Origin of the sequence: Sinimarinibacterium thermocellulolyticum, from assembly GCF_040327995.1 — a bacterium.
Lineage (GTDB): Bacteria > Pseudomonadota > Gammaproteobacteria > Nevskiales > Nevskiaceae > Solimonas > Solimonas thermocellulolyticum.
The window spans coordinates 77730-102022 of sequence record NZ_JBEPIJ010000012.1 but is presented as its reverse complement, the minus strand read 5'-3'; the positions used below and the strand labels follow the sequence as shown (position 1 = coordinate 102022).

22 protein-coding genes are annotated in these 24293 nt (G+C 68.3%); 9 read left to right on the top strand and 13 right to left on the bottom strand.

The window, feature by feature from the left end; genetic code table 11:
- Nucleotides 1–6 precede the first annotated feature (6 nt).
- The 8 genes from nth to metG all read right to left on the bottom strand — a co-directional run bounded on the left by nth (nt 7) and on the right by metG (nt 8126).
- A complete protein-coding gene (gene nth, locus ABSH63_RS11420) occupies nt 7–669 on the bottom strand; it encodes an endonuclease III (RefSeq protein WP_352889873.1) in 663 nt (220 codons plus the stop codon).
- Nucleotides 666–1352: an electron transport complex subunit E gene (locus ABSH63_RS11415; RefSeq protein WP_352889871.1), complete on the bottom strand. Its 687-nt coding sequence runs from the start codon at nt 1350–1352 to the stop codon at nt 666–668. Before ABSH63_RS11415 ends, nth begins: the two co-directional genes overlap by 4 nt.
- Nucleotides 1349–1978: an electron transport complex subunit RsxG gene (gene rsxG / locus ABSH63_RS11410; RefSeq protein WP_352889869.1), complete on the bottom strand. Its 630-nt coding sequence runs from the start codon at nt 1976–1978 to the stop codon at nt 1349–1351. The genes ABSH63_RS11415 and rsxG overlap by 4 nt, the downstream gene beginning before the upstream one ends.
- The gene (locus tag ABSH63_RS11405; RefSeq protein ID WP_352889868.1) at nt 1975–2952 is read right to left on the bottom strand and encodes an RnfABCDGE type electron transport complex subunit D; all 978 of its coding nucleotides are present in this window, start codon (nt 2950–2952) and stop codon (nt 1975–1977) included. Before ABSH63_RS11405 ends, rsxG begins: the two co-directional genes overlap by 4 nt.
- A complete protein-coding gene (rsxC, locus tag ABSH63_RS11400; protein ID WP_352889866.1) occupies nt 2952–4799 on the bottom strand; it encodes an electron transport complex subunit RsxC in 1848 nt (615 codons plus the stop codon). Before rsxC ends, ABSH63_RS11405 begins: the two co-directional genes overlap by 1 nt.
- Nucleotides 4800–4818: 19 nt before the next feature.
- The gene (gene rsxB, locus ABSH63_RS11395; protein ID WP_352889864.1) at nt 4819–5370 is read right to left on the bottom strand and encodes an electron transport complex subunit RsxB; all 552 of its coding nucleotides are present in this window, start codon (nt 5368–5370) and stop codon (nt 4819–4821) included.
- The gene (gene rsxA, locus ABSH63_RS11390; RefSeq protein ID WP_352889862.1) at nt 5370–5945 is read right to left on the bottom strand and encodes an electron transport complex subunit RsxA; all 576 of its coding nucleotides are present in this window, start codon (nt 5943–5945) and stop codon (nt 5370–5372) included. The genes rsxB and rsxA overlap by 1 nt, the downstream gene beginning before the upstream one ends.
- Nucleotides 5946–6080: 135 nt before the next feature.
- On the bottom strand, nt 6081–8126 hold the full coding sequence (gene metG, locus ABSH63_RS11385; RefSeq protein ID WP_352889860.1) for a methionine--tRNA ligase: 2046 nt from the start codon (nt 8124–8126) through the stop codon (nt 6081–6083).
- 226 nt (nt 8127–8352) lie between these two features.
- On the opposite strand from metG, the gene ABSH63_RS11380 reads away from it, so the two are divergent.
- The 4 genes from ABSH63_RS11380 (at nt 8353) to ABSH63_RS11365 (ending at nt 13152) form a co-directional block, all read left to right on the top strand.
- On the top strand, nt 8353–9567 hold the full coding sequence (locus tag ABSH63_RS11380) for a S8 family peptidase (protein ID WP_352889858.1): 1215 nt from the start codon (nt 8353–8355) through the stop codon (nt 9565–9567).
- A 101-nt stretch (nt 9568–9668) separates the two neighbouring features.
- Nucleotides 9669–10742: an iron-sulfur cluster carrier protein ApbC gene (gene apbC, locus ABSH63_RS11375; RefSeq protein ID WP_352889857.1), complete on the top strand. Its 1074-nt coding sequence runs from the start codon at nt 9669–9671 to the stop codon at nt 10740–10742.
- Entirely contained in the window at nt 10743–11306 is a 564-nt protein-coding gene (gene dcd, locus ABSH63_RS11370) for a dCTP deaminase (protein ID WP_352889856.1), read from the top strand.
- A 121-nt stretch (nt 11307–11427) separates the two neighbouring features.
- Nucleotides 11428–13152 carry an alkyl sulfatase dimerization domain-containing protein gene (locus ABSH63_RS11365; protein ID WP_352889855.1) on the top strand — a complete coding sequence of 575 codons (1725 nt, stop codon included), beginning with the start codon at nt 11428–11430 and terminating at the stop codon, nt 13150–13152.
- Nucleotides 13153–13168: 16 nt separating this feature from the next.
- On the opposite strand, the gene ABSH63_RS11360 is transcribed toward ABSH63_RS11365, so the two are convergent.
- The 3 genes from ABSH63_RS11360 to ABSH63_RS11350 all read right to left on the bottom strand — a co-directional run bounded on the left by ABSH63_RS11360 (nt 13169) and on the right by ABSH63_RS11350 (nt 16233).
- Nucleotides 13169–13894, bottom strand: coding sequence for a hypothetical protein (locus ABSH63_RS11360; protein ID WP_352889854.1), 726 nt, complete (start codon nt 13892–13894; stop codon nt 13169–13171).
- A gap of 61 nt (nt 13895–13955) precedes the next feature.
- Entirely contained in the window at nt 13956–14912 is a 957-nt protein-coding gene (locus ABSH63_RS11355) for a response regulator (RefSeq protein WP_352889853.1), read from the bottom strand.
- 13 nt (nt 14913–14925) lie between these two features.
- Complete coding sequence (locus ABSH63_RS11350) at nt 14926–16233, bottom strand: ATP-binding protein (protein WP_352889852.1); 1308 nt, start codon at nt 16231–16233, stop codon at nt 14926–14928.
- 126 nt (nt 16234–16359) lie between these two features.
- Between ABSH63_RS11350 and queA the strand changes: the two genes are divergently transcribed.
- Complete coding sequence (queA, locus tag ABSH63_RS11345; RefSeq protein WP_352889850.1) at nt 16360–17397, top strand: tRNA preQ1(34) S-adenosylmethionine ribosyltransferase-isomerase QueA; 1038 nt, start codon at nt 16360–16362, stop codon at nt 17395–17397.
- A gap of 96 nt (nt 17398–17493) precedes the next feature.
- Complete coding sequence (locus tag ABSH63_RS11340; RefSeq protein ID WP_352889849.1) at nt 17494–17949, top strand: cyclic nucleotide-binding domain-containing protein; 456 nt, start codon at nt 17494–17496, stop codon at nt 17947–17949.
- Between the two features lie 168 nt (nt 17950–18117).
- Here ABSH63_RS11340 and ABSH63_RS11335 read toward each other — a convergent pair whose 3' ends face one another.
- Complete coding sequence (locus tag ABSH63_RS11335; protein ID WP_352889848.1) at nt 18118–18633, bottom strand: DUF2937 family protein; 516 nt, start codon at nt 18631–18633, stop codon at nt 18118–18120.
- Between the two features lie 119 nt (nt 18634–18752).
- On the opposite strand from ABSH63_RS11335, the gene tgt reads away from it, so the two are divergent.
- The 3 genes from tgt (at nt 18753) to groL (ending at nt 22066) form a co-directional block, all read left to right on the top strand.
- Nucleotides 18753–19883 carry a tRNA guanosine(34) transglycosylase Tgt gene (tgt, locus tag ABSH63_RS11330; RefSeq protein ID WP_352889846.1) on the top strand — a complete coding sequence of 377 codons (1131 nt, stop codon included), beginning with the start codon at nt 18753–18755 and terminating at the stop codon, nt 19881–19883.
- A gap of 147 nt (nt 19884–20030) precedes the next feature.
- On the top strand, nt 20031–20321 hold the full coding sequence (gene groES / locus ABSH63_RS11325; protein ID WP_352889844.1) for a co-chaperone GroES: 291 nt from the start codon (nt 20031–20033) through the stop codon (nt 20319–20321).
- A gap of 119 nt (nt 20322–20440) precedes the next feature.
- The gene (gene groL / locus ABSH63_RS11320; protein WP_352889843.1) at nt 20441–22066 is read left to right on the top strand and encodes a chaperonin GroEL; all 1626 of its coding nucleotides are present in this window, start codon (nt 20441–20443) and stop codon (nt 22064–22066) included.
- Nucleotides 22067–22272: 206 nt separating this feature from the next.
- Here the strand turns inward: groL and ABSH63_RS11315 are convergent, their stop codons facing one another.
- Nucleotides 22273–24225, bottom strand: a complete 1953-nt coding sequence (locus ABSH63_RS11315; protein WP_352889841.1) for an alkaline phosphatase D family protein — start codon at nt 24223–24225, stop codon at nt 22273–22275.
- Between the last annotated feature and the right edge of the window lie 68 nt (nt 24226–24293).

Below are 24293 nucleotides of genomic sequence, written 5' to 3'. Positions count from 1 at the left end.
GGCGGCTCAGGCCGCCGGCGCGACCGGAGTCGGGGGCGGCGAGGTCTTGCCCTTGTACTCGCACAGATCCGCGATCACGCAGCGCCCGCACTCGGGCTTGCGCGCCTTGCAGACGTAGCGGCCGTGCAGGATCAGCCAATGGTGCGCGTCCTTGGCGAATTCGGCGGGCGTGAACCTGACCAGCTTGTCCTCGACCGCGCGCACGGTCTTTCCGGGGGCAAGGCCGGTGCGGTTGGCGACGCGGAAGATATGCGTGTCGACGGCGATGGTCGGCTCGCCGAAGGCGGTGTTGAGCACCACGTTCGCGGTCTTGCGGCCGACGCCGGGCAGGGCTTCGAGCGCCGCGCGCGTGCGCGGCACCTCGCCGCCGTGCCGCTCCATCAGCGCGCGACACAGGCCGATGACATTCTTCGCCTTGGTCTGGTACAGGCCGATGGTCTTGATGTAGTCCCGTAACTTCTCCTCGCCGAGTGCAAGGATCGCCTGCGGGGTGTTCGCGACCGGAAACAGCTTTGCCGTCGCCTTGTTGACGCCCACGTCGGTCGCCTGTGCCGACAGCACGACGGCGACCAAGAGCTCGAACGGCGTCGTGTAGTGCAGCTCGGTGGTCGGTGCGGGATTGGCCGCGCGCAGGCGCCGGAAGATCTCGGCGCGCTGGCTCGCGTTCATGCGGCGGCCGGCGCCGCCGACGGCGTAAGCGCGCGCGCGGCGTAGCGGCGGTCGATCCAGTTCTTGCCGGCGATCAAAAGCCCTAGCCCGATGAAGGCGCCCGGCGGCAGCGCCGCGAGCAGCAGGCCTTGCTCGTCCGCGATCAGGCTCAGGTGGATGCCGCGCAACGCCTCGCCGAACAGCAGGTGCAGGTCGGCGCCGAGCGTGCCCTGTGCGAGCAGCTCGCGCATCGCGCCGAGCAGCACCAGCGCGAGGCCAAAGCCGGCGCCCATCATCAGGCCGTCGAAGGCGGCGCGGTGCACCGGGTTTTTCGCCGCATAGGCTTCGGCACGGCCGATGATCACGCAGTTGGTGGTGATGATCGGCAGAAAGATGCCGAGGATGTTGTACAGGGTGTTGAACCAGGCGTTCATCACCAGCTCGACGATGGTCACCAGCGAGGCGATCACCATCACGTAGATCGGGATGCGGATCTCCTGGCGCACCACCGGGCGGATCAGCGAGACGATGGTGTTCGACATCAGCATCACGAACATCGTCGCCAGGCCGAGTGCGAGCGCATTGACCAGGTTGTTGCTGACCGCGAGCAGCGGGCACAGGCCGAGCAGTTGCACGAAGCCCGGGTTGTTGGTCCACAGGCCGTCGCGGGCGATCTTCGCGAACGGATGGGCGCTGGTGCTCATGGCGTCTCCTCGGCGTGTGCGAACAGGGTTTCGCGATGCTCGGCGAAGTATTGCAGGCTTCGGTGCACCGCCTTGACCACGGCGCGCGGCGTGATCGTCGCGCCGGCGAACTGGTCGAACACGCCGCCGTCCTTTTTCACCGCCCAGTCGCGCGGGCCGGGATCGAGCAGCGAGCGGCCATCGAAGTCGAGGATCCAGTCGTTGCGCGACAGGTCGATCTTGTCGCCCAGGCCCGGCGTCTCCTTGTGCGCGGTCACGCGCACGCCGGTGATGCGGCCGTCGTAGGCGATGCCGACGAGCAGCGCGATCGGGCCGCCGTAGCCGTCGGGGGCGACGGCGCTCAAGACCGCGGCCACCGGCTCACCGTCGCGGCGGGCGCGGTAGACGGTGTGCGTCCCGGGACCCAGCGCGTCGCTGGTCACCTGCAGCGTATCGCTGGCGACAGCGTTGTCGTAAGCGCCGACCGGCAGCACCTCCTCGAGCTGACGCAGCAGGCGTTGCTGCTCGGCCTCGCGGATGCGGTCCGCGGTCAGCGTCCAGGTGCCGCCGAGCACCGCGGCACAGGCGAGGCCAAAGGCGCCGAGCACGCCGCCGGCGCGCAGCATCTGCGCGAGCGTGGTCTTCACGGCTCGGCCTCGCCGCGGCGGTGACCGTAGACGCGCGGCTGGGTGTAGCGGTCGATCGTCGGTGCGCAGATGTTGAGCAGCAGCACGGCGAAGGCGACGCCGTCCGGATAACCGCCCCAGGTGCGGATGACGTAGACCAGCACGCCGATCAGCGCGCCGTAGAGCAGGCGGCCGCGCGGCGTCGTCGCCGCCGAGACCGGATCGGTGGCGATGAAAAAGGCGCCGAGCAGCGTCGCGCCGGCGAGCCAGTGGAACAGCGGCGAGGCGTAGCGGTCGGGGTCGATCGCCCAGAACGGCAGCGCGATCAGCGTCAGCCCGCCGAGCATCCCAACCGGAATCTGCCAGCGGATCGTGCCGCGCCAGAGCAGGTACAGACCACCGCCGAGCCACGCCAGCGCGACCCACTCCCAGCCGGCGCCGGCGATCCAGCCGAGCGGCGCGTCGCCGCGGATTTCGGTCAGCGTGCGTTCGAGCGAAAGCTGGGTGCGAACGTGATCGAGCGCGGTGGCCGCCGAGATCGCATCCGGAGCATCGGCCCACGGCGGCTGCAAAGCCGGCCAGGCCGTCATCTGCACCGGGAAGGAGATCAGCAGCACGACGTAGCCGACCATCGCCGGATTGAACGGGTTGTAGCCGAGCCCGCCATAGACCTGCTTGCCGAGCAGTATCGCGAACAGGCTGCCGACGACGGCGATCCACCACGGCGCGATCGGCGGCAGGGTCAGCGCCAGCAGCACGCCGGTGACCAGCGCGCTGCCGTCGGTGAGAAACGGCTTGAGCGGCCGGGCGCGCAGGCGCAGCGCCAATGCTTCGAACAGCAGGCAGGCGAGGGCGGCGAGGGCGATGTTGCGCAGCACGCCGAGGCCGAACAGCAGCGTGTAGACGGCGATGCCGGGCACCAGCGCCAGCAGCACGTCGCGCATCACCGCACCGACGCTCCCGGCCACCGGCAGAAAGGGCGAGGACAGGCGCATCAAGGCTCACCGTCAGGCTCGGCGGTTTCGCGCGCGGCCTTCTTGGCTTTTGCCGCAGCGATGGCACGCGCCACCGGATCATCTTCCGCGCCCGCCGCGCTCGCCGCTTCGCTGCCCGCTGCCTTGGCCGCTTTGCGCGCCTTGGCGGCGGCGATCGCGGCGGCCACCGGATCGTCGGCCGGCGCGCCGTCTGCGCTGGCCGCGCTCGCCGCCTTCTTCGCTTTGGCGGCCGCAATCGCCCGTGCGACCGGATCATCACCTTCTGCGACGCTGGCCTTGGCGGCCTTCTTCGCCTTGGCGGCGGCGATCGCGGCGGCCACCGGATCATCGGTGTTGACGGCCGGCGCCACGCTCGCGGTCAGCGGCGCCTCGCTCGGATCGGCGGTCGCCTTGTGCGCGGCGAGCTGCGCCTTTTTACGTGCGCGCGCCTGTTGCCTTTCGCGTGCCTCGCGCTCCAGCCGTGCCTGGCGCGCTTCGTGGCGCTCGCGCGCGGCATCGGCCTTGCGCCGCTCGCGCTCCTCGGCCCAGATCTCGGTCTTGGCGTGGCGGTAGTACTGCACCAGCGGGATATGGCTGGGGCAGACCTGCGCGCAGCAGCCGCATTCGATGCAGTCGAACAGATTCAGGGCCCGCGCCTTGTCGTACTCGCCGCCGCGCGCATGCCAGTAGAGCTGCTGCGGCAAGAGGTTGATCGGGCAGGCCTCCTGGCAGGCGCCGCAGCGGATGCACGGCATCGCCGTCTCGTCCGGGCGCAGTTCCCCGGGCGCGGCGGCGAGGATGCAGTTGGTCGCCTTGATCACCGGCAGCTCGTCCGAGGGCAGCGCAAAGCCCATCATCGGTCCGCCCATCAGCAGCCGCCCCGGTGCCTGCACGTAGCCGCCGGCCTGCTCGATCAAAAAGCGCATCGGTGTGCCCAGGCGCGCCTCGAAGTTCTGCGGCTGTGCGACTGCGCCGCCGGTGACGGTGACGATGCGCGAGGTCAGCGGCTCGGCGTAGCGCACGGCGCGGAACACCGCGCGCGCCGTGCCCGGGTTGTGGACCACCAGGCCGATGTCCAGCGGCAGGCCTTCGCTCGGCACTTCGCGGCCGGTGAGCGTCTGGATGAGCTGCTTCTCGCCGCCCTGCGGATAGCGCGTCGGCACCACGCGCACCTGGATGCGCGCATCGTGCGCGGCGGCGGCGCGCAGCGCGGCGATCGCATCGGGTTTGTTGTCCTCCACGCCAATCAGGCAGTGCGGCGCACCGATCGCGTGCAGAATCACCTGCACGCCGCCGATGATCTCGTCGGCGCGCTCGGCCATGAGCTGCTGGTCGCAACTGATGTAGGGCTCGCACTCGGCACCGTTGATGATCAGCGTTTCGACCGCACGGCCCGGCGAGAGCTTGATGAAGCTCGGAAAGCCGGCGCCGCCGAGCCCGGCGATGCCGGCGCGGCGCACGATCTCGCGAAGGGTCTTGGCATCGAGGGCGTGGAAGTCCTCGACCGGCGTCCATTCCGGTGTGGGCAGCGGCTCGTCGAGTCCATCCGTGTCGATGACGATGCACGGTGCGGGCAAGCCCGAGACATGCGGGATGGGGCGCGCTTCGATGGCGACGACGGTGCCCGAGCTGCTGGCATGGATCGGCACCGAGACGAAGCCGTCCGGCTCAGCGATGGTCTGGCCGCGTCGCACGCGCTCGCCGATCCGGACCATCGGTTTGGCCGGACTGCCTGCGTGCTGCGACAAGGGCAGCACCAGTTGCGGCGGCACCGGCGCGACGCGGATCGGATGCCGCGTCGACATCGCCTTGCGCTCGTCGAGGTGCAGGCCGCCGCGGAAGTCGAACAGGCGCTCCATCCAGCTCATGATCGCTCGCTCCCGGCGTCTACGTGGCCTTGCCCACGGCATCCGGCAAGGGCCAGCGCCAGGTGCGCGGCGTGTCGGCGATCGGCACCATCTGGATGCAGTCGACCGGGCAGGGGGGCAGGCACAGTTCGCAGCCGGTGCATTCGGACGCGATGACCGTGTGCATCTGCTGCGCCGCGCCGAGGATGGCGTCGACCGGACAGGCCTGGATGCACTTGGTGCAGCCGATGCAGGCGTTCTCGTCGATGACCGCGACCGTCGGCACCGTCTTGGCGACCCCGTTCTCGGGGTTCAGCGGCATCGGTTCGCGGCCGAGCAGTTCGGCGAGCTTGAGGATGCCTTCCTCGCCGCCGGGTGGGCATTGATTGATTTCGGCGCGGCCTTCGGCGATCGCGGCCGCATACGGTCGGCAGCCCGGAAAGCCGCACTGTCCGCACTGGGTCTGCGGCAGGATCTTGTCGATTTTCTCGACCAGCGGATCGCCCTCGACCTTGAAACGCACGGCGGCGAAGCCCAGGCCCAGGCCGAACACGGCGGCGAGCGCTGCAAGCGCGATGATCGCGGCGAGCATCAGTCCAGCCCCGAGAAGCCGAGGAAGGCGAGACTCATGATCCCTGCGGTGACCAGCGCGATCGGCGCGCCCTTGAACACCGCCGGCACGTCGGAAACCGCGATGCGCTCGCGGATGCTCGCGAACAGCAGCAGCACCAGCGAGAAGCCGAGGCCCGCACCCAGACCCGTGAGCAGCGATTCCATGAAGTTCTGCGCCTGGCGCACGTTGAGCAGGGCCACGCCGAGCACGATGCAGTTGGTCGTGATCAGCGGCAGGTAGATGCCCAGCACCTGATACAGCAGCGGGCTCGACTTGTGTACGACCATCTCCACGGTCTGCACCGCCGCGGCGATGACCAGGATGAAGACGATCGTGCGCAGGTATTCCAGCCCCAAGGGCGCGAGGATGTAGGTGTCGGTCAGATACGTCGCGACCGCGGTCAGCGTCAGCACGAAGGTCGTCGCCAGTGCCAGGCCCGCCGAGGTCTCGACCTTCTTCGAGGTGCCCATGAACGGGCACAGGCCCAGGAACTGGACCAGCACGAAGTTGTGGACCAGGACGGCGCCGAGGAGGATGAGCAGGTATTCGGTCAAGGCGAGGGCCGCAGACGGGCGTCAAAACCGCGCGATGATGCGTGGCCGCGTGGGCGTGAGCAAGGCTGACAGGGGCAACGATCTGATCTCATTCCGCCGCGGAATATGCGCCGTGTCTGCGGCGCGCCGGCTCGCTTATTTGATCCGCATCCCGGGTGTGGCGCCCTCGTCCGGATACAGGAGAAACGGCCCGCCGTCGTGCCCGCCGGCGGCCAGCACCATGCCTTCGGACACACCGAACTTCATCTTGCGCGGCGCGAGGTTCGCGACCATCACCGTGAGCTTGCCGACCAGTTTCTCGGGCGCATAGGCCGACTTGATGCCGGCAAAGACCTGACGCGTGCCGAGTTCGCCGACGTCGAGCTGCAACCGCAGCAGCTTGTCCGCGCCCTCGACCGCCTCGGCGCTGGCGATGCGGGCGATGCGCAGGTCGACCTTGGTGAAGTCGTCGATGCCAATGATGCCGTTTTCGCTGCTGCTCACCGGCGTCTCCTTCTTTGCCTTGGCGGCGGGCTTGGGCTCGGGCTTGGCTTCGATCGGTCCGCCTTCCTCCGCGAGCATTGCGTCGATCGCGGCCTTGTCGATGCGCGTCGCCAGCATCGGGTAGGGCTGGATGGCGTGATCGAGCAGCGCCTCGTTGGCCTGTGCCCACTTTAGCGGCGCGATGCCGAGGAAGGCTTCGGCCCGTTCGGCGATCTTCGGCAGCAGCGGCTTGAGATACAGCGTGAGCTGGCGGAACACGTTGATGAAGGTCGTGCAGACGCGGTGCAGGTCTTCGGACCTGGAAGCATCCTTGGCCATGATCCAGGGGGCGAGCGTCTGGATCTCGCCGTTGGCCTCGTCGGCGAGGCGCATGATCTCGCGCACCGCGGCGGCATACTCGCCGGACTCGTACAGGCCGGCGATCGCCGGCGCGGCGGCGGCGATGCGCTCGAACAGCGCACGGTCGTGCATCTGGCGCGCGAGCCTTCCGCCGTAGCGCTTCTCGATGAAGCCGGCGCAGCGGCTGGCGATGTTGACGTACTTGCCGACGATGTCGCTGTTGATGCGACTGACGAAGTCCTCGAGGTTGAGGTCCAGATCGTCGACGCCGGCGCCGAGCTTGGCCGCGAAGTAATAGCGTAGGTACTCCGGGTTCAGGTGGTTGAGGTAGGTGCGCGCGCGGATGAAGGTGCCGCGCGACTTGGACATCTTGGCGCCGTTGATCGTCAGATAGCCGTTGACGTGCAGCTTGGTCGGCGTACGGTGACCCGAGCCGTGCAGCATCGCCGGCCAGAACAGGCCGTGGAAGTTGACGATGTCCTTGCCGATGAAGTGGTGCAGCTCGGTCTTGGCGCCGGCATCCCAGAACGCATCGAACAGCTCCGGTTGCCCGAGCTTCTCGACATGAGCCTTGAAGCTCGCCATGTAGCCGATCGGCGCGTCGAGCCAGACGTAGAAGAACTTGCCCGGCGCGCCCGGAATCGGAAAGCCGAAGTAGGGGGCGTCGCGCGAAATGTCCCAGTCGCGCAGGCCGGCATTGAACCACTCGCGCAGCTTGGCCTTGACCGCGGGATGGGCGACGTCCCCGGACAGCCACTCGCCGAGCACGGCCTGGAACTTGCCGACCTCGAAGAAGAAATGCTCGGACTCGCGCATCACCGGCGTGGCACCGGAGACGACCGAGCGCGGATTTTTCAGGTCCGTCGGCGCATAGGCGGCGCCGCAGACCTCGCAGTTGTCGCCGTACTGGTCGGCCGCGCCGCACTTGGGGCATTCGCCCTTGATGTAGCGGTCCGGCAGGAACATCTGCTTGACCGGGTCGAACAACTGCTGGATGTGGCGCCGCGCGATCGCGCCGGCGGCGTCGAGGCGCCGGTAGATCAGCTCGGACAGCGCCTGATTCTCTGGCGAGTGGGTCGAGTGGTAGTGGTCGAAGGCGACGCCGAAGTCGGCGAAATCGCGCGCATGTTCGATCCGGATCTGTTCGATGAAGGCCTCGGGCGAGACCCCGGCCTTCTCGGCGGCGAGCATGATCGGCGTGCCGTGGGCGTCGTCGGCGCAGACGTAGTGCACGGCATGCCCGTTCAGGCGCTGGAAGCGCACCCAGATGTCGGCCTGCACATAGCCGACCATGTGGCCCAGGTGCAGCGGGCCGTTGGCATAGGGCAGGGCATTGGTGACGAGGAGGTGGCGACGCATGGGGCGCAGACGGGGCATTCGGCGAGACAGATCAGGCAATTATCGCACGCGCTTCGCGCACTTCCCGATCCGGCCTGAGCGGCCTGCATTCAGAGTTGGGTATCTCCCTGTAAGAGATTTACCGACTTCGATGGGTTACAGTCGGCCCGCGCCGTGCACGGATGCTGGGGGGAGGTCCGCACCGGGATGCCCGGCGACGATCAACTCAACACAAGGAGAGTGCGTAATGGGTGCATCCAAGCGCTTCATTTCGGGCCTGACGGCGGCTGCGGCCGGCCTGGGGCTGTTGCTGGCCTCGGCGCAGGCCACGGCGCAGCCGATCAAGAACCAGTACATCGTCGTGCTCAAGCCGCAGATCGGCCTGGGCGATCCGTTGCGTCTGAACGAGACCGTGCAGTCGCTGCTGGTCCAGGTCGGCGGCGGTCAGGTGCTCGCGCAGTACCAGCACGTGCTGCAGGGTTTCGCCGTGCGCATGAGCGCCTCGCAGGCGGCGGCGCTGGCCAGGCTGCCGCTGGTCGATTTCGTCGAGCAGGACCAGATCATGAGCGCGAGCGCGGTACAGCGCGGCGCAACCTGGGGCCTGGACCGCATCGACCAGCGCAACCTGCCGCTCGACGGCAACTATGTGTATCCGGATCAGGCCGGCGCCGGCGTGCGCGTCTACGTCATCGACACGGGGTTGAACGCCGGCCACGTCGATTTCAGCGGCCGCGTCGGCACCGGGCGCAACTTCGCGCCGAACAGCGGTGGCTTGCTGTGCACGCTGCTCGGCATCGGCTGCACCACCGACCCGGCCAACACCAGCGACTGCAACGGCCACGGCACGCATGTCGCCGGCACCGCCGTCGGCACCACCTGGGGTGTGGCCAAGGCCGCGACCGTGGTGCCGGTGCGCGTGCTCGGCTGCAACGGCAGCGGCTCGAACTCCGGCGTGATCGCCGGCGTCGACTGGGTCGCGGCGAACGCGCAGCTCCCGGCGGTGGCCAACATGTCGCTCGGCGGCGGCAACTCCGACGCGCTCGATCGAGCCGTGCGCAACGCGATCGACGCCGGCGTGACCTTCGTCGTCGCCGCGGGCAACGACAACGCCAATGCCTGCACCGGCTCGCCGAACCGCGTCGCCGAGGCCATCACCGTCGGTTCGACCACCAACACCGACGCGCGCTCCTCGTTCTCGAACTTCGGCAGTTGCGTGGACATCTTCGCGCCGGGGTCCAACATCACCTCCGCTTGGCACACCAGCAACACCGCGACCAGCACCATCAGCGGCACCTCGATGGCCTCGCCGCACGTGGCCGGCGCCGCGGCGCTGGCGCTCGGCGCGGCGCCGGGATCGACGCCGGATGAGGTCGCCGACGCGGTGATCGGCAACGCCACGCTCGGCGTGCTCAGCGGCGTCGGCAGCGGCTCGCCGAACGCGCTGCTGTACGTGGGCGACTGAGGCGCTTTCGCAGTGAACGGGGCGGGCCGGTCGGCCCGCCCTTTTTCGTTGGGCCGGCTGCCTTGGGCTAGACTTCCCGCCCGCTTTGCATCCCGTGCGCCATGTCCCGCGACCGTCTGCTCGCCGTCCTCGATGCCGATGTCGATCCGCTGATCGGCCGCGGCTGGGTCGCGGCCGGCACGGTGGTCGAGGCGCGGGTCGACGGTACGCGGGCGCAGGTGGTGATCGAGCTCGGCTTTCCGGCCGCCGGTGTCCACGAGCAGCTTGCCGAGCGCCTGCGCGGCGTCATCCGCGCTGGCGCCGGCCTCGATGCCGAAGTCGAGATTCGCTCGCGCATTGCGAGCCACGCGGTGCAGAAGAACCTGCAGCCGTTGCCCGAGATCCGCAACATCATTGCGGTGGCCAGCGGCAAGGGTGGCGTCGGCAAATCCACGGTGGCGGTGAATCTCGCGCTCGCGTTGCACACCGAGGGCGCGCGCGTCGGCATTCTCGACGCCGACATCTACGGCCCCAGCCAGCCGCGCATGCTCGGCAGCCGCGACAAGCCGACCTCACCCGACGGCAAGCACATGAACCCCATCATCGCCCACGGCCTGCAGGCGATGAGCATCGGCTTTCTGATCGACGAGGCGCAGCCGATGATCTGGCGCGGGCCCATGGTCACGCAGGCACTCAACCAGTTGCTCGGCGAGACGCGCTGGCGTGATCTCGACTATCTGATCGTCGACCTGCCGCCGGGCACCGGTGACATCCAGCTCACCCTGTCGCAGCGCATCCCGGTCAGCGGCGCGGTCATCGTGACCACGCCGCAGGACATCGCCCTGCTCGACGCGCGCAAGGGGTTAGAGATGTTCCGCCGCGTCGAGGTCCCGGTGCTCGGCATCGTCGAGAACATGGCCTGGCATGTGTGCTCGAACTGCGGCCACCACGAGGCGATCTTCGGCAGCGGCGGCGGCGAGCGCCTCGCAGCCGAGTGCGGCAGCGAGCTGCTCGGCCAGTTGCCGCTGGATCTGCGCATCCGCGAACAGGCCGACGGCGGCTGCCCGACCGTCGCCGCCGATCCGCAAGGGGAACTCGCGCAGCGCTATCGTGGCATCGCGCGCCTGGCCGCCGCGCGTCTGGCCTACGGTGTGCGCGACGCGGCCTTCCCGAGCATCGAGATGACGGACGACTAGATGAGCATCAAATCCGACAAGTGGATTCGCCGCATGGCGGCGCAAGGCATGATCGAGCCGTTCGAGGCCGGTCAGGTGCGGCAGGTCGACGGCCACAAGATCGTGTCCTACGGCACGTCGAGCTACGGCTACGACGTGCGCTGCGCCAACGAGTTCAAGATCTTCACCAACATCAATTCGACCATCGTCGATCCGAAGAACTTCGACGAGAAGTCATTCGTCGACGTGCAGTCGGACGTCTGCATCATCCCGCCCAACTCCTTCGCGCTGGCGCGTACGGTCGAGTACTTCCGCATCCCGCGCTCGACGCTGGTGGTATGCCTGGGCAAGAGCACCTACGCGCGCTGCGGCATCATCGTCAACGTCACGCCGCTGGAGCCGGAGTGGGAAGGGCACGTGACGCTGGAGTTCTCCAACACTACGCCGCTGCCGGCGAAGATCTACGCCAACGAGGGCGTCGCGCAGATGCTGTTCTACGAGTCCGACGAACTCTGCGAGATCTCTTACCGGGATCGCGGTGGAAAATATCAGGGCCAGCGCGGTGTCACGCTACCGAAGACCTGATCCGCGAGTCGGCGCTTGCGAGCCCGGCGCAGCACCGGAGCCTGCGCCGGTGAACGCCGGCGCCGGATCGGACAAGATCGCGCGACCACGCGCCGCGCGGAGCAACCCGGGGGAGATACGCATGACCAGCCTTGCACGCACCGCGACCATCCCGCTGCTTGCCGTGCTGGGCGCCTGCACGAACGATGCGCCGCCCGCGGCGGCGACGGTCGCCGCGCCCGAGGCGCTGCGCGCGCACAACGCCGAGTTCGAGCGCGGTGTCACCAAGGTCGCCGACGGCGTCTTCGTGGCGATCGGCTTTGGCATCGCCAACACGATCCTGCTCGAAGGTGACGACGGCGTGATCATCGTCGACACCATGGAGACCGCCGAGAGCGCGCAGGCGGTGTTCGCCGAGTTCCGCAAGCTCACCGACAAGCCGGTCAAGGCGCTGATCTACACGCACTCGCATCCGGACCACATCGGCGGTGCGCGCGTGTTCGCCGAAGGCAACGACGCAATTGCGGTCTACGCGCACCGCGACGTCATCCGCAACATGGAGAAGACGTCGATCGAGCTGCAGACCGCGATCACCAGGCGCTCGATGCGCATGTACGGCTCGCTGCTGCCGGAGGACGAGCGCATCAACGTCGGCCTGGGGCCGTTCGTCGACGTGCGCGAGGGCAGTACGATCAGCGTGCTGCGGCCGACACACCCGTTCGACGATCGTCTCGAAGCCACGGTGGCCGGCATTCGCTTCGAGTTGGTGCATGCCCCCGGCGAGACGGACGATCAGATCTTCGTCTGGCTGCCGGATCGTCGCATCCTGCTGCCGGGCGACAACGTCTACAAGGCCTTTCCGAATCTCTACACGATCCGTGGCACGTCCTACCGCGATCCGCGCCGGTGGGCGGATTCGATCGACGCCATGCGCGCGCTCAAGGCCGAGATCCTGGTGCCGAGCCACACCCAGCCGATCGTCGGCGCGCAGCGCATCGACGAGGTGCTGACGAGCTATCGCGATGGCATCCGTTACGTCTACGACCAGACGCTGCGCTACATCAACCAGGGACTCACGCCCGATGAGATCGCGGCGCGCATCAAGCTGCCGCCGCACCTCGCGTCGGCGCCGTACCTGCAGGAGTTCTACGGCAAGCCGACGTGGTCGGCGCGCGGTGTCTTTGCCGGCAACCTCGGCTGGTACGACGGCAATCCGTCGACGCTGCAGCCTTTGGCGCCCCGCGACGAGGCCGAACGCATGGCGCGGCTCGCCGGCGGGCTCGACGCTCTGGCCGAGCGGGTGATCGAGGCGCAGGCCGCCGGCGATCAGCAGTGGGCGCTGCAACTCTCCGACCATGTGCTGCGCCTGCAGCCCGACCACGCCGGCGTGCGCAAGGCGCGGATCAAGGCGCTGCGTGCACTCGGCGAGCGCGAGGCCAATCCGAACGCGCGCAACTGGTATTTGATGGCGGCGCGTGAGCTCTCCGGCGAGTTCGAACTGCCCGACCGTATCCTCACGCCCACGCCCGCGATGCTCGCGCAGATGCCGCTGGCGCGCTTCTTCGATGGCATGGCGGTCAATCTGGATGCCGAAGCGGCGGTCGATACGACGATGGCGGTCGGCTTCGAGTTCACCGACGTTGAGGAGCGCTACACCTACATCGTGCGCCGCGGTGCCAGCGAGGTCGTGCCCGAGCTGCGCGAGGACGCCGACATCGTCGTGCGCGTCTCGGCGCAGGCGTTCAAGGAGATGCTCGCGCGACTGCGCCATCCGGCGGTGAGCCTGGTGCGCGATTTCGAGGTCACCAAGGGCAGCAGGCTCGGCTTTGCGCAGTTCATGCGGCTGTTCCAGCCGCAGGAAGCTTGAGCGCCGGCTGCGGCGCTCAGCGTTCCGAGCGCGGCAGCAGCGTCTGCCAGCTCCGCGAGTCGGTCGAGCTCAGGATTTCGCGGGCGTTGGCGGCAAGAAACACGCCGTTCCAGTAACCGTACTTGTAGCCGAGTTCGTCGTAGCGGTCGGGCGAGCGGTCCAGGGCCTGGGCGCATTCGTGCAGGGTAAGGATGCCGACCGTAGCCCAGGTGCTGCCTTGGTCGAGGCTGCAACTGCGGCGATCCAGGACGTCGGCCGGCGCCGTCGCGGCGGCCGCAGGCCCGCTCGCTGGCGGGTCCAGAGCGTCGATGCTTGCCGCTTGCGGCCGCAACGGTTCGCTCGCTGCTGGCGAAGGCGAAGTGTCCGCACGCGCGTTCGCCGCTGCGACTGCCGTGTCGGCAGCCTCGGGGGTGGCGGATTCGGCCTGCGCCGCGCGCGTGCTCAGTTCAGCCTTGAGGCCCAGCGCCACCCAGTTCTTGCCGCCGTCGTCCGAGCGGTAGAAATGGGTACGGTCGGCCGACAGCAGGGTTGCGCCCCACAAGCCGAACTTGAAGCCCTGGGCGTCGTACTCGCCGACCCCTTGCTCGATGCCTTCGAGGCACTCGGCGCGCGTCAGCGCACCCAACCCCTGCCATCGGCGGCCATCGAAGATCTTGCAGTCGCGCAGCGCGCCGTCCTCGGCCTGCGCCGGTGGCGCGAGCAGGCCGAGCAAGCCGAGCAGTACGACCAAGCCGATGCGCATCCCGCTTTCCCCGATTTTTCAGGACCGCCGATGATAGCCAATCGGGCCGGTCCCGATCCGGTCAGCCGGCGCTGGCGCGGGTGCGGATACGCGACAGCAAACCCATGATGCGGCCGGCCACCGACAGCTCTTCGGGCGCGCGCAGGGGTTCGACCGTGTGCGCCTTTCGCAGGCTGGGCGCGGCACGCAGCGCGCGATGGTGGCGCAGCGCGCTGGCGATGCTCATCGACAAGGCGCCGCGACGGACCGGCTTGGGCAGCAGACGATAGACCTGCCCCTGGTTGATCAGGCCGATGAACACCGCCACGTCCTGGAACGGCGTCAGCACGAGGGTGACGATTTGGGCGTGCCGGGCCTTGAGCAGCTTGAGCAGCGTGGTGGTGCTCTCGCCGGCCACCGCGAGCTCGGAGATGACGACGCCGATCTGCCGCGCGGCCAGCGTCTCCAGCGCCTGGTCGAGGCTGCGCGCCCAGTACACCGGCTGCGAGGGGTCGACGATGTCGCGCACGGTGGTGAACACGTGCTCGTCGTCGTCGATCACCAGCACGCCCTCGGCGTCGGCCGCTGACGACGGCACGGCGACGCCGCCTCCGGTTTCGCTGAGCAGCGGCGCCGGCGGCGCATGGGCGCCGGCGCCGAACAGCGCCGCGGAAATGTCCGCGGCCTGCTTGACCGTGTCGCGCAGTTCCTGCGCATCCCAGGGCTTGTGCACGAAGCGGAAGATCTCGCCCTCGTTGACCGAGGCGACCACCGCATCGAGCTCCGAGTAGCCGGTCAGCAGGATGCGCATGCTCTTGGGCGAGCGCGCACGCACCTCGCGCAGCAGTTCGGCGCCGCGCATCTTTGGCATGCGCTGGTCGCTGACGACGACGTGCACGCGCTCGCGCTCGACCGTTGCCAGCGCCTCGTGCGGGTCGATCGTCGCGTGCACGCGGTAACTGCCGCGGAACAGCATCGCCAGCGAGCGCAGGATGCGTTCCTCGTCGTCGATCAGCAGCAATGTCGGCTTGTCGGTCATGTTGGGCGTCCCGTCACGCCGCCAGCGCCGCCGCCTCGGCACTCTTGATCGGTAGGCTGACCACGAACCGCGTGCCGCGGCCGGGTTCGGACGAGACGTGCATCTCGCCGCCGTGGGCCCGAACGATCTGGAACGCGATCGACAGACCCAGCCCGGTGCCTTGGCCGATCGGCTTGGTGGTGAAGAACGGATCGAAGATCTTCTGCAGATGCTCGGGCGCGATGCCCTTGCCGTTGTCCTGCACGTGCACGCGCACCCACTGCGCGTCGGCCTCGGTCTTGAGCAGCAGCTTGCCGTCGGCGTGTTCGATCGCCTGCGCGGCGTTGGTCATCAGGTTCAACAGCACCTGGTTGATCTGCGACGGCGAGCAGCGGATTCTCGGAATCTCGCCGTAGCGCTTGATCACGCGCACCTTGTTCTTGAGCACGTTGTGGGCGATGGTCAGCGTCTGGTCGAGGCAGTCGTTGAGCGAGACCTCGGCGACGCGCGCCTGGTCCAGGCGCGAGAAGTTGCGCAGGTTGACGACCAGGTCGCGGATCGTGTCGACGCCGTGCAGGGTGTCGGCGAACAGCGCGCGGGTATCGTCGATCACCGCCATGTCGCCCAGCGCGTCGATCGACGCGCGGCAGGCAGCGAGAGCGGCAGCGAGCCTTTGTTCGTCGGCGCCCTCATCGACCATCAGATGCACGAGTTGGTCGTGAACCTTGAGTGCATCGGCGACGAGGGCGAACACGCCCTCGGTCATCTCGACGTTGTTGCGCACGTAGCCCAGCGGCGTGTTGATCTCGTGGGCGACGCCGGCGACCATCTGACCGAGCGACGCCATCTTCTCCGACTGTACGAGCTGCGCCTGCGAGGCCTTGAGGTCGCGGTAGGCGGCTTCGAGCTCGTGCGCCTTGGCTTCGAGCCGGCCGCGGAGCGCCGATAGCAGGTCGAGCACGATGCCCATGCCGGCGTAGCGGCCATCATGCAGCACGACGAAATCCTCGGTGATCGGCGAACCGAGGTGTGCACTGACGTAGGCGGTCGCTGCATCGAGCGAAGCGCTTTGCTCGATCACCAGCGGATCGCGGTTCATCAGCGTCGCGACCGGCTTGGCGCCGTAGAGCTCGCGGCCGAAGCGGCGCAGAAAGATGCCGTTGAGCGCGTGGCGGCTCACCGTGCCGAGCACTTTTCCGTCCGCGACCACCGGCAGGCACAGCATGCGCGCGTACTGCGGTGCCAGGAACAGCTCGGCCGCGGCGTCGATGGTCGTCGTCGGCGACAGTGGCTCGACGTCGAGCCGCAGGCGTTCGATGTCGTCCACGGGGGCTGTGTTCACGAGGGGCCAGCAGAGAGTCTCGGCGCCGAGAGGCTAGCGGCGGCGCATGACCGTGCCGTTGCAGATGCGTGAATCGATGCGCGCCGCGCGGGTATAGTGCGCGCCCTTGGAACCGCCGCCCCGCCGATGCGCCGATCCGATTTCGACTACGAACTGCCGCCGGAGCTGATCGCCCAAGAGCCGGCGGCGCAGCGCTCGGCGAGCCGGCTGCTGCAAGTGACGGCGGCTGGCGTCGCCGACCGGCAGATGCGCGAGCTGCCGGGTCTGCTCGCGCGCGGTGATCTCATCGTGTTCAACGACACGCGGGTGATTCCGGCGCGGCTGTTCGGCGTCAAGCCCACCGGTGGGCGCGTCGAGATTCTGGTCGAGCGCGTGCTCGACGCGCATCGTTTCCTCGCCCAGCTCGGCGTCAGCAAGAAGCCGCGCGCCGGTGGCGTGATTCTGGTCGGCGCCGACCGGCTCGAAGTGCTCGGCCGTGACGACGACCTGTTCGAGCTGCGCTATGGCGGCGATGACGGCGTCATGGCCTTTCTCGAACGCGCCGGCCAGCTGCCGCTGCCGCCGTACATCACGCACGCGCCCGACGCAAAGGACGCCGAGCGCTACCAGACCGTGTTCGCGCGCGAGCCGGGTGCGGTGGCGGCGCCGACCGCCGGGCTGCACTTCGACGAGGCGCTGCTGGCGGCGCTGGACGCGGCCGGGATCGAGCGCGCGACGCTGACGCTGCACGTCGGCGCCGGCACCTTCCAGCCGGTGCGCGTCGAGGATCTGGCCGAACACCGCATGCACGCCGAGCGTTACCGCATCGACGGCGCGTTGTGCGCGGCGATCGACGCGGCGCGCGCCCGCGGCGGTCGCGTCGTCGCGGTCGGTACCACGGTGGTGCGGGCGCTCGAATCGGCGGCGCTGGCGCAGGACACCATCGGGCGCGTCGAACCGTGCAGCGACGAGACGCGGCTGTTCATCACGCCGGGGTTCCGCTTTCGTGTCGTCGACCGGTTGCTGACCAACTTTCACCTGCCGCAGTCGACCTTGATGATGCTGGTCTGTGCCTTCGGCGGTTTTGAACGGATCATGGCCGCGTACCGGCACGCGGTCGCGCAGCGTTACCGCTTCTTCAGCTACGGCGATGCGATGCTGATCGACCGCGACGCCCACGTGTGACCGGCGTCCATGCTGGCGGCGACGGCGCTGCGATATGCTGCCGGCCACAAGCCGCCGGTCGGGTCCGGCGCTTTTCTCGGAACCAGGGGGTATCGGATGGAACGCCGCTCGCTGTTGCGCAACGTCTACCTGTTCAGCGACTTCTCGGATGCCGAACTCGGCCAGATCGAGGAGATTGCGCTGCCGCAAACGCATGCCGGCAACGTCGTGCTGTTCAAAGAAGGGCAGGACGCCGACAGCCTGCTGATCATCAAGCACGGCTCGGTGCAGATCGCGCAGTCCGGCGACAACAACACCGTGATGCTGGCGATGCTGGGCAGCGGTGCGCATTTCGGCGAGATGTCGCTGCTCGATGCCGAGCCGCGCTCGGCGACGGCGCGTACCCTCGAAGACAGCGAGCTGGTCGTGGTCCCTTACGCCAAGCTGCGCGAACTGCTCGACACGCAGCCGGCGATTGCGGCCAAGTTCTACCGCGCGCTGGCGATGTACCTAGGTGGTCGCTTGCGCGCGACGAGCTCGGACCTGAACTTTGCGCGCAACCGCAAGCGCTGAGGGGAGCTCAGAACAAATCCGTCATCGCGAGGCCGCGCAGCGGCCGTGGCGATCCAGTGACGCCGGTTGCGTAGAGCGTCGCTGGATTGCTTCGTCGTCCCTCGCCGGCGCTCGGGACATACTTTCGGCTCCTTGCAAGGACGTCGTGGCGACTTGTCTGGATCTGCTTCAGACCCGAACCATCGGCCGGTGGCTGAACAGCCGGCGAAGCGGCCAGATCAGCAGGTTGAACAGGCCGCTGGCGAGGATGCCGCCGACCAGGCCGCAGACCGCGGCTTCCTGGGTGAACGGCAGGCCCGGTTCGAAGTCCTCGAAGGTCGCGCGCAGCAAGGGGCTGTCGTAGTCACGCGCGAGTTGCGCGATCTGCGCCGGCAACGAACCGCTGCGCAAGCGCGCAAGGCCCGCCGTCATCTCGTCGAGCAGACGGCGTTCGCGCTGCATCTTCGCCCCCATGTCGCGCATCGCCGGTGCTTGGGCGGTCTCGAACTCGTGGATCATCAGGGGCAGGTCCCCGCCGTAGTGGGCGTCGGCGCTGTCCTGATATTGCCGTACGCTGTCAGCCAGCGCCTGGTGATAGCCGGCGTAGCGCTGCGTGTAGTGGTCGATGAACTGCGGAATCTGCAGAAACAGCACGAGGCCGGCGGCGAACAGCAGCCGGTCGGCGAGTCCGGTCACGATGCTCATGGAACCCCTCCGGTATCGGGGACTTCGATGCTAACAGCGCAGGCCGAACGCCGGCCGGCGGCGCGCCGTGCCGCTGTGGGACAATCCGCGCCCCTGCGCCACCACCCGTTTCGACCGACGTGAAGTTCGATCTCATCGCCACCTCCGGAGCCGCCCGCCGCGGCCGGCTCGTGTTTGCGCGCGGCACGGTGGAGACGCCGGCGTTCATGCCGGTGGGCACTTACGGCACGGTCAAGGCGATGACGCCGGAGGAGCTGCGTGCGAGCGGCGCCGAGATCGTGCTCGGCAACACCTTTCATCTGATGCTGCGGCCGGGGCCGGACACGGTGCGCGCGCTCGGCGGTCTGCATCGCTTCATGCACTGGGATGGGCCGATCCTCACCGACTCCGGCGGCTTTCAGGTGTGGAGCCTCTCCGGCCTGCGCAAGATCAGCGAGCAGGGCGTGACCTTCGCCTCGCCGGTCAATGGCGACCGCATCTTCCTCACCCCGGAGCGGGCCATCGAGGTCCAGCATGCGCTCGGCTCGGACGTGGTCATGCAATTCGACGAGTGCACGCCGTACCCGGCCACCGAGAAGCAGGCGCGCCAGTCGATGGAGCTGTCGGCGCGCTGGGCGGCGCGCTGCAAGACCGCGCACGGCGCCGGACCTAGCGCACTGTTCGGAATCGTCCAAGGCGGCATGTACGCCGACCTGCGCCGCGAGTCGCTGGCGCGGCTGCGCGAGATCGGCTTCGACGGCTACGCCGTCGGCGGCCTGTCGGTTGGCGAGCCGGAGGCCGAGCGTCTCGGGGTACTCGATGCGCTGGGTCCCGAGCTGCCGACGGAGCATCCGCGCTACCTGATGGGGGTGGGCACGCCGCGCGATCTGGTGCAGGCGGTGGCGCGCGGCATCGACATGTTTGACTGCGTGATGCCGACGCGCAACGCGCGCAACGGACATCTGTTCACCAGCGAAGGCGTGATCAAGATCCGCAATGCCGTGCATCGCGACGATCCGCGTCCGCTCGATCCGGCCTGCGACTGCTACACCTGTGCGCACTACTCGCGCGCCTATCTGCACCATCTGGATCGATGCAACGAGATTCTCGGCGCGCGCCTGAACACCATCCACAACCTGCGCTACTACCAGAACCACATGCGCCGCATCCGCGAGGCGATCGAGCAGGGCCGCTTCGCCGCTTTCGCCGCCGACTTTCTGGCCAGCCCCGCCGGCGCGCCGGCGCGCAGCCGCGGCGTCGCCGCCGCGTGAATCGGTGCGTGTCGGGTCTTGAATCCGCGAGGCGCGTCCCCAACAATTAGCAGCCTTTCATGGTGAGTGCTAACAAGGCCGGCCGAACCGGCCGCGAGGCTCTCGCCGTTGGAGACTCAAGCCATTGAATCATCGGGAGATTTCGATATGAATCTGCGCCCCCTGCACGATCGGGTGATCGTCAAGCGTCTGGAAGAAGAGAAGAAGTCCGCCGGCGGCATCATCATCCCGGACAACGCGGCCGAGAAGCCGGTCCGCGGCGAGGTGCTGGCGGTGGGCCCCGGCAAGAAGGGTGACGACGGCAAGATCATCCCCATGGATGTGAAGAAGGGTGATGTCGTGCTGTTCGGCAAGTACTCGGGTTCCGAGGTCAAGGTCGACGGCGAGGAAGTCCTCGTGATGCGCGAGGACGACATCATGGCGGTCTTCACCAAGTGACCCGCCGCGGGGCGGTCATCCCCCTGCCTTTCCGGGATCCCGTCCTGCCCCGATCACAGCAACGTGGACTCCCGCCGATGCGGGAATGACGAATTCAAGCTTTAACGAGGAACGAAAACATGGCAGCCAAAGAAGTTCGTTTCGGTGACGACGCCCGCAGCCGCATGGTCGCCGGCGTCAACGTGCTGGCCAACGCGGTCAAGGTCACGCTCGGCCCCAAGGGCCGTAATGTGGTGCTCGACAAGTCCTTCGGCGCCCCGACGGTGACCAAGGACGGCGTGTCGGTCGCCAAGGAGATCGAGCTCAAGGACAAGTTCGAGAACATGGGTGCGCAGCTGGTCAAGGAAGTGGCCAGCAAGACCTCCGACGAGGCCGGTGACGGCACCACGACCGCGACCGTGCTGGCCCAGGCGATCGTCAACGAGGGCCTGAAGTCGGTCACCGCCGGCATCGACCCGATGGAGATCAAGCGCGGCATCGACAAGGCCGTCGAGGCCGTCGTCGCCGAGCTCAAGAAGATGTCCAAGCCGTGCAAGGACCGCAAGGCCATCGCCCAGGTCGGCACCGTGTCGGCCAACAACGACGAGTCGATCGGTGAGCGCATCGCCGAGGCGATGGACAAGGTCGGCAAGGAGGGCGTGATCACCGTCGAGGACGGCTCGGGCCTGAACGACGAGCTGGAGGTGGTCGAGGGCATGCAGTTCGACCGCGGCTATCTGTCGCCGTACTTCATCAACAACGCGCAGAGCCAGCAGGTCGAGCTCGAAAATCCGCTGATCCTGATCACCGAGAAGAAGATCTCCAACATCCGCGAGATGCTGCCGGTGCTCGAGGCGGTGGCCAAGCAGGGCAAGCCGCTGCTGATCATCGCCGAGGACGTCGAGGGCGAGGCGCTGGCGACCCTGGTCGTCAACAACCTGCGCGGCATCCTCAAGGTCGCGGCCGTCAAGGCGCCGGGCTTCGGCGATCGCCGCAAGGAGATGCTCAAGGACATCGCCATCCTCACCGGCGGCCAGGTCATCTCCGAGGAGCTGGGCCTGTCGCTGGAGAAGGTCTCCATCAATGACCTGGGCACGGCCAAGAAGGTGCAGATCGACAAGGAGAACACCACGATCATCGACGGCGCCGGCAAGGCCGACAAGATCAAGGCGCGCATCGCCGAGATCAAGAAGCAGATCGAGGACGCCACCTCCGACTACGATCGCGAGAAGCTGCAGGAGCGTCTGGCCAAGCTCTCCGGCGGCGTCGCCGTGATCAAGGTCGGCGCCGCGACGGAAGTCGCGATGAAGGAGAAGAAGGCGCGCGTCGAGGACGCCCTGCACGCGACCCGCGCGGCTGTCGAGGAGGGCATCGTCGCCGGCGGCGGCACCGCGCTGATCCGTGCGCAGAAGGTGCTGGAAAACTTCAAGGCGCCGACCGACGATCAGCAGGTGGGTGTCAACATCCTCAAGCGTGCGATCGAAGAGCCGCTGCGCCAGATCGTCAAGAACGCTGGCGAGGAGCCGTCGGTCATCGTCAACAAGGTCAAGGAGTCGAAGGGCGCCACCGGCTACAACGCCGGCACCGGCGAGTTCGTCGACATGATCGAGGCGGGCATCATCGACCCGGCCAAGGTCACGCGCCTGGCCCTGCAGAACGCGGCTTCGGTCGCCGGCCTGTTGCTGACCACCGAGGCGATGGTGGCCGAGCTGCCGAAGAAGGAAGAGGCGCCGGCGGTGCCGCCGGGCGGCATGGGCGACTTCTAAGCGTCCATCCGTTGTCCAAAGCGCCGGGGCCCAGCGGGCCCCGGCCGCTCGCCGCCCGACATGGGCGGCATGTTTTGGCCCCGTCTCCGGGGCCTTTTCGTTGCCCGCGCCGGCGAGCGGCCGCGGACGCGCCGCGGCGCGAGCCGGCTCGAATGGCTGCCGTTTTCCCGCCGGCGCCGCGATCGACTCGGCAGCCGGCGCAGCGCTCAACGCGGCTGCAACAGGCCGGGGTCCAGCGGCGCCGGCTCGGCGCTGCGGCTTCCCTGTGTCGGCCGCACCGCCATGGCGTGCGCGGTCACCGCGTCGATCTGATCTTGGAACCGTGGAATGGGGCGGGCGGTATCGGTCTTGGCCCAGGCCACCATCTGCTGGCCGAGCACGTCCGGTGCGCCGGGGGTGAGCTTGTCCTGCCACCACCATTCGAAGATGGCGCGTTCGCTGGTGAGGCTGACGATGCCGTAGCCGTGGTCGACCCATTCGATGAACTGCACGTTCTTGTTGCCATTGATCACGGCCAGCTCGAGCGCGCGCGCGCCGACGACGCCCAGCGGTGAGCCGGGTGGCAGGCCGGCGGCGTTGGTGACGAGTTCGTCGGCGCCGCCGCGGCCCATGGAACTGGGGGCGAACTCGACGCCGACCGAGGCTTCGCGAGGGCTGACGGGGCCGAGGGCGCCGGTCGTGGCACGCAGGTAGCCGGCGAGCCGGTTGTCCGGCGTGGAGCCGCCGCGCGGATTGGGCGACGGCAGGCCAGGCACGTAGGCGCCGAGCAGGGCGTTGTCCTCGATCACGTCGGCGCCGAGGCTGCCATGAGCGTCGCCGGAGACCAGGATGTTGTTGCGGATGCGCAGGTTCGCCGTGTTGTCGCCGCGCAGGTAGCGGCACAGCGCGGCGCGTTCCTGGGCGTACTCGGTCCAGCGCGAGATGCCGAGCTTGGGCGTGGCAATGCCGTCGATCACGTCCGGCACATCCACCGGCGTGAACCAGGTCTGGTTGTTGATGAGCCGCCAGGTGGTGCCGGCCTGCTGCGACGCGAGCAGGGTGGCGGCGAGCCACTCGAACTGACGCCGGCCATAGAGGCTGGGCGCGCCGTCGGGCAAGTGACCGTTGTCGGCGGGCAGGCCGTAGCGCGGCAGCAGGCTTTGCGTGTCCACGCCGAGGATGTCGAGCAGCGGGCCGTAGGCGAGCTTGCGGTAGATCAGCAGCGGGTCGGCCGGTTGCGGATAGCTGCCGTCGTCGACGAGTACGAACTCGCCGGAGCCGTCGGGTTTCACCGGCCGCGTCGGCGTCCATTCGTGGAAGGCGCGCGCGGTGTCGGCGAGCGTGCAGGTGCTGGTGGCCGGGTCGATGGGGCTGTCCAGCTCGTTGCCGAAGCCAGGGTCGATGTCGTGGTTGTCCCAGACGATCATCCACGGGTGCTGCTGGTGGGCGCGCAAAAGGTTGGGGTCCGAGCGGAACAGCGCGTAGCGGCGTCGCACCTCGTCGAGGTTGAGCCAGTCACGGTAATCGACGTCGTGGATGTCCTTGCGATCGAGCCGTGCGCGCACCTGCTCGTCGTCGTCGACGAAGTCGTAGATGTAGTCGCCGCAGTGCAGGACGAGGTCCAGGTCGTTGCGATCGGCAAGATGGCCGTAGCCGCTCCAGTGACTTGACCAGTAGCTCGAACAGGCGACGACGGCCAGGCGAATCTCGTCCACCGCATCGGCCGGCGCGGTGCGTGTGCGGCCGACGATGGACCAACGGTTGAACGCGCGGAAGCGGTAGTAGTAAGTCGTGGCCGGCGCAAGGCCGGTCACGTCCACCTTGACCGTCCAGTCGTGCGCGGCGATGGCGTTCTGCGTGCCGCGCTTGAGTACGACGGCGAAGTCCGGCGTGGCCGCGACTTCCCAGTGCACCGGGATCGCGTCCGCCGACGGCGTCGATTCGGTGATGCGCGTCCAGATGATGACGCGGTCGGCGAGCGGATCGCCCGAGGCCACGCCATGCGCGAACGGCAGCGGCAGCACGCGCGGATAGTCGAGCAGGCCGTCGTCGAGGTTGCCCGGCAGGTCGGGGCCCGGATCGCCGCCGTTGTCCGGCGTATCGGCGCTGTCGCCGCAGCCGGGCAGCAGCGGAGAGGACAGCAGCAGCAGGCTGGAGTGTAGGAAGTCGCGGCGTTTCATGAAGCGGGACTGACGGACGGCGGGATCGACCACCCATCATGCTGCCGCAATGTTGCCGCTGGATGCAG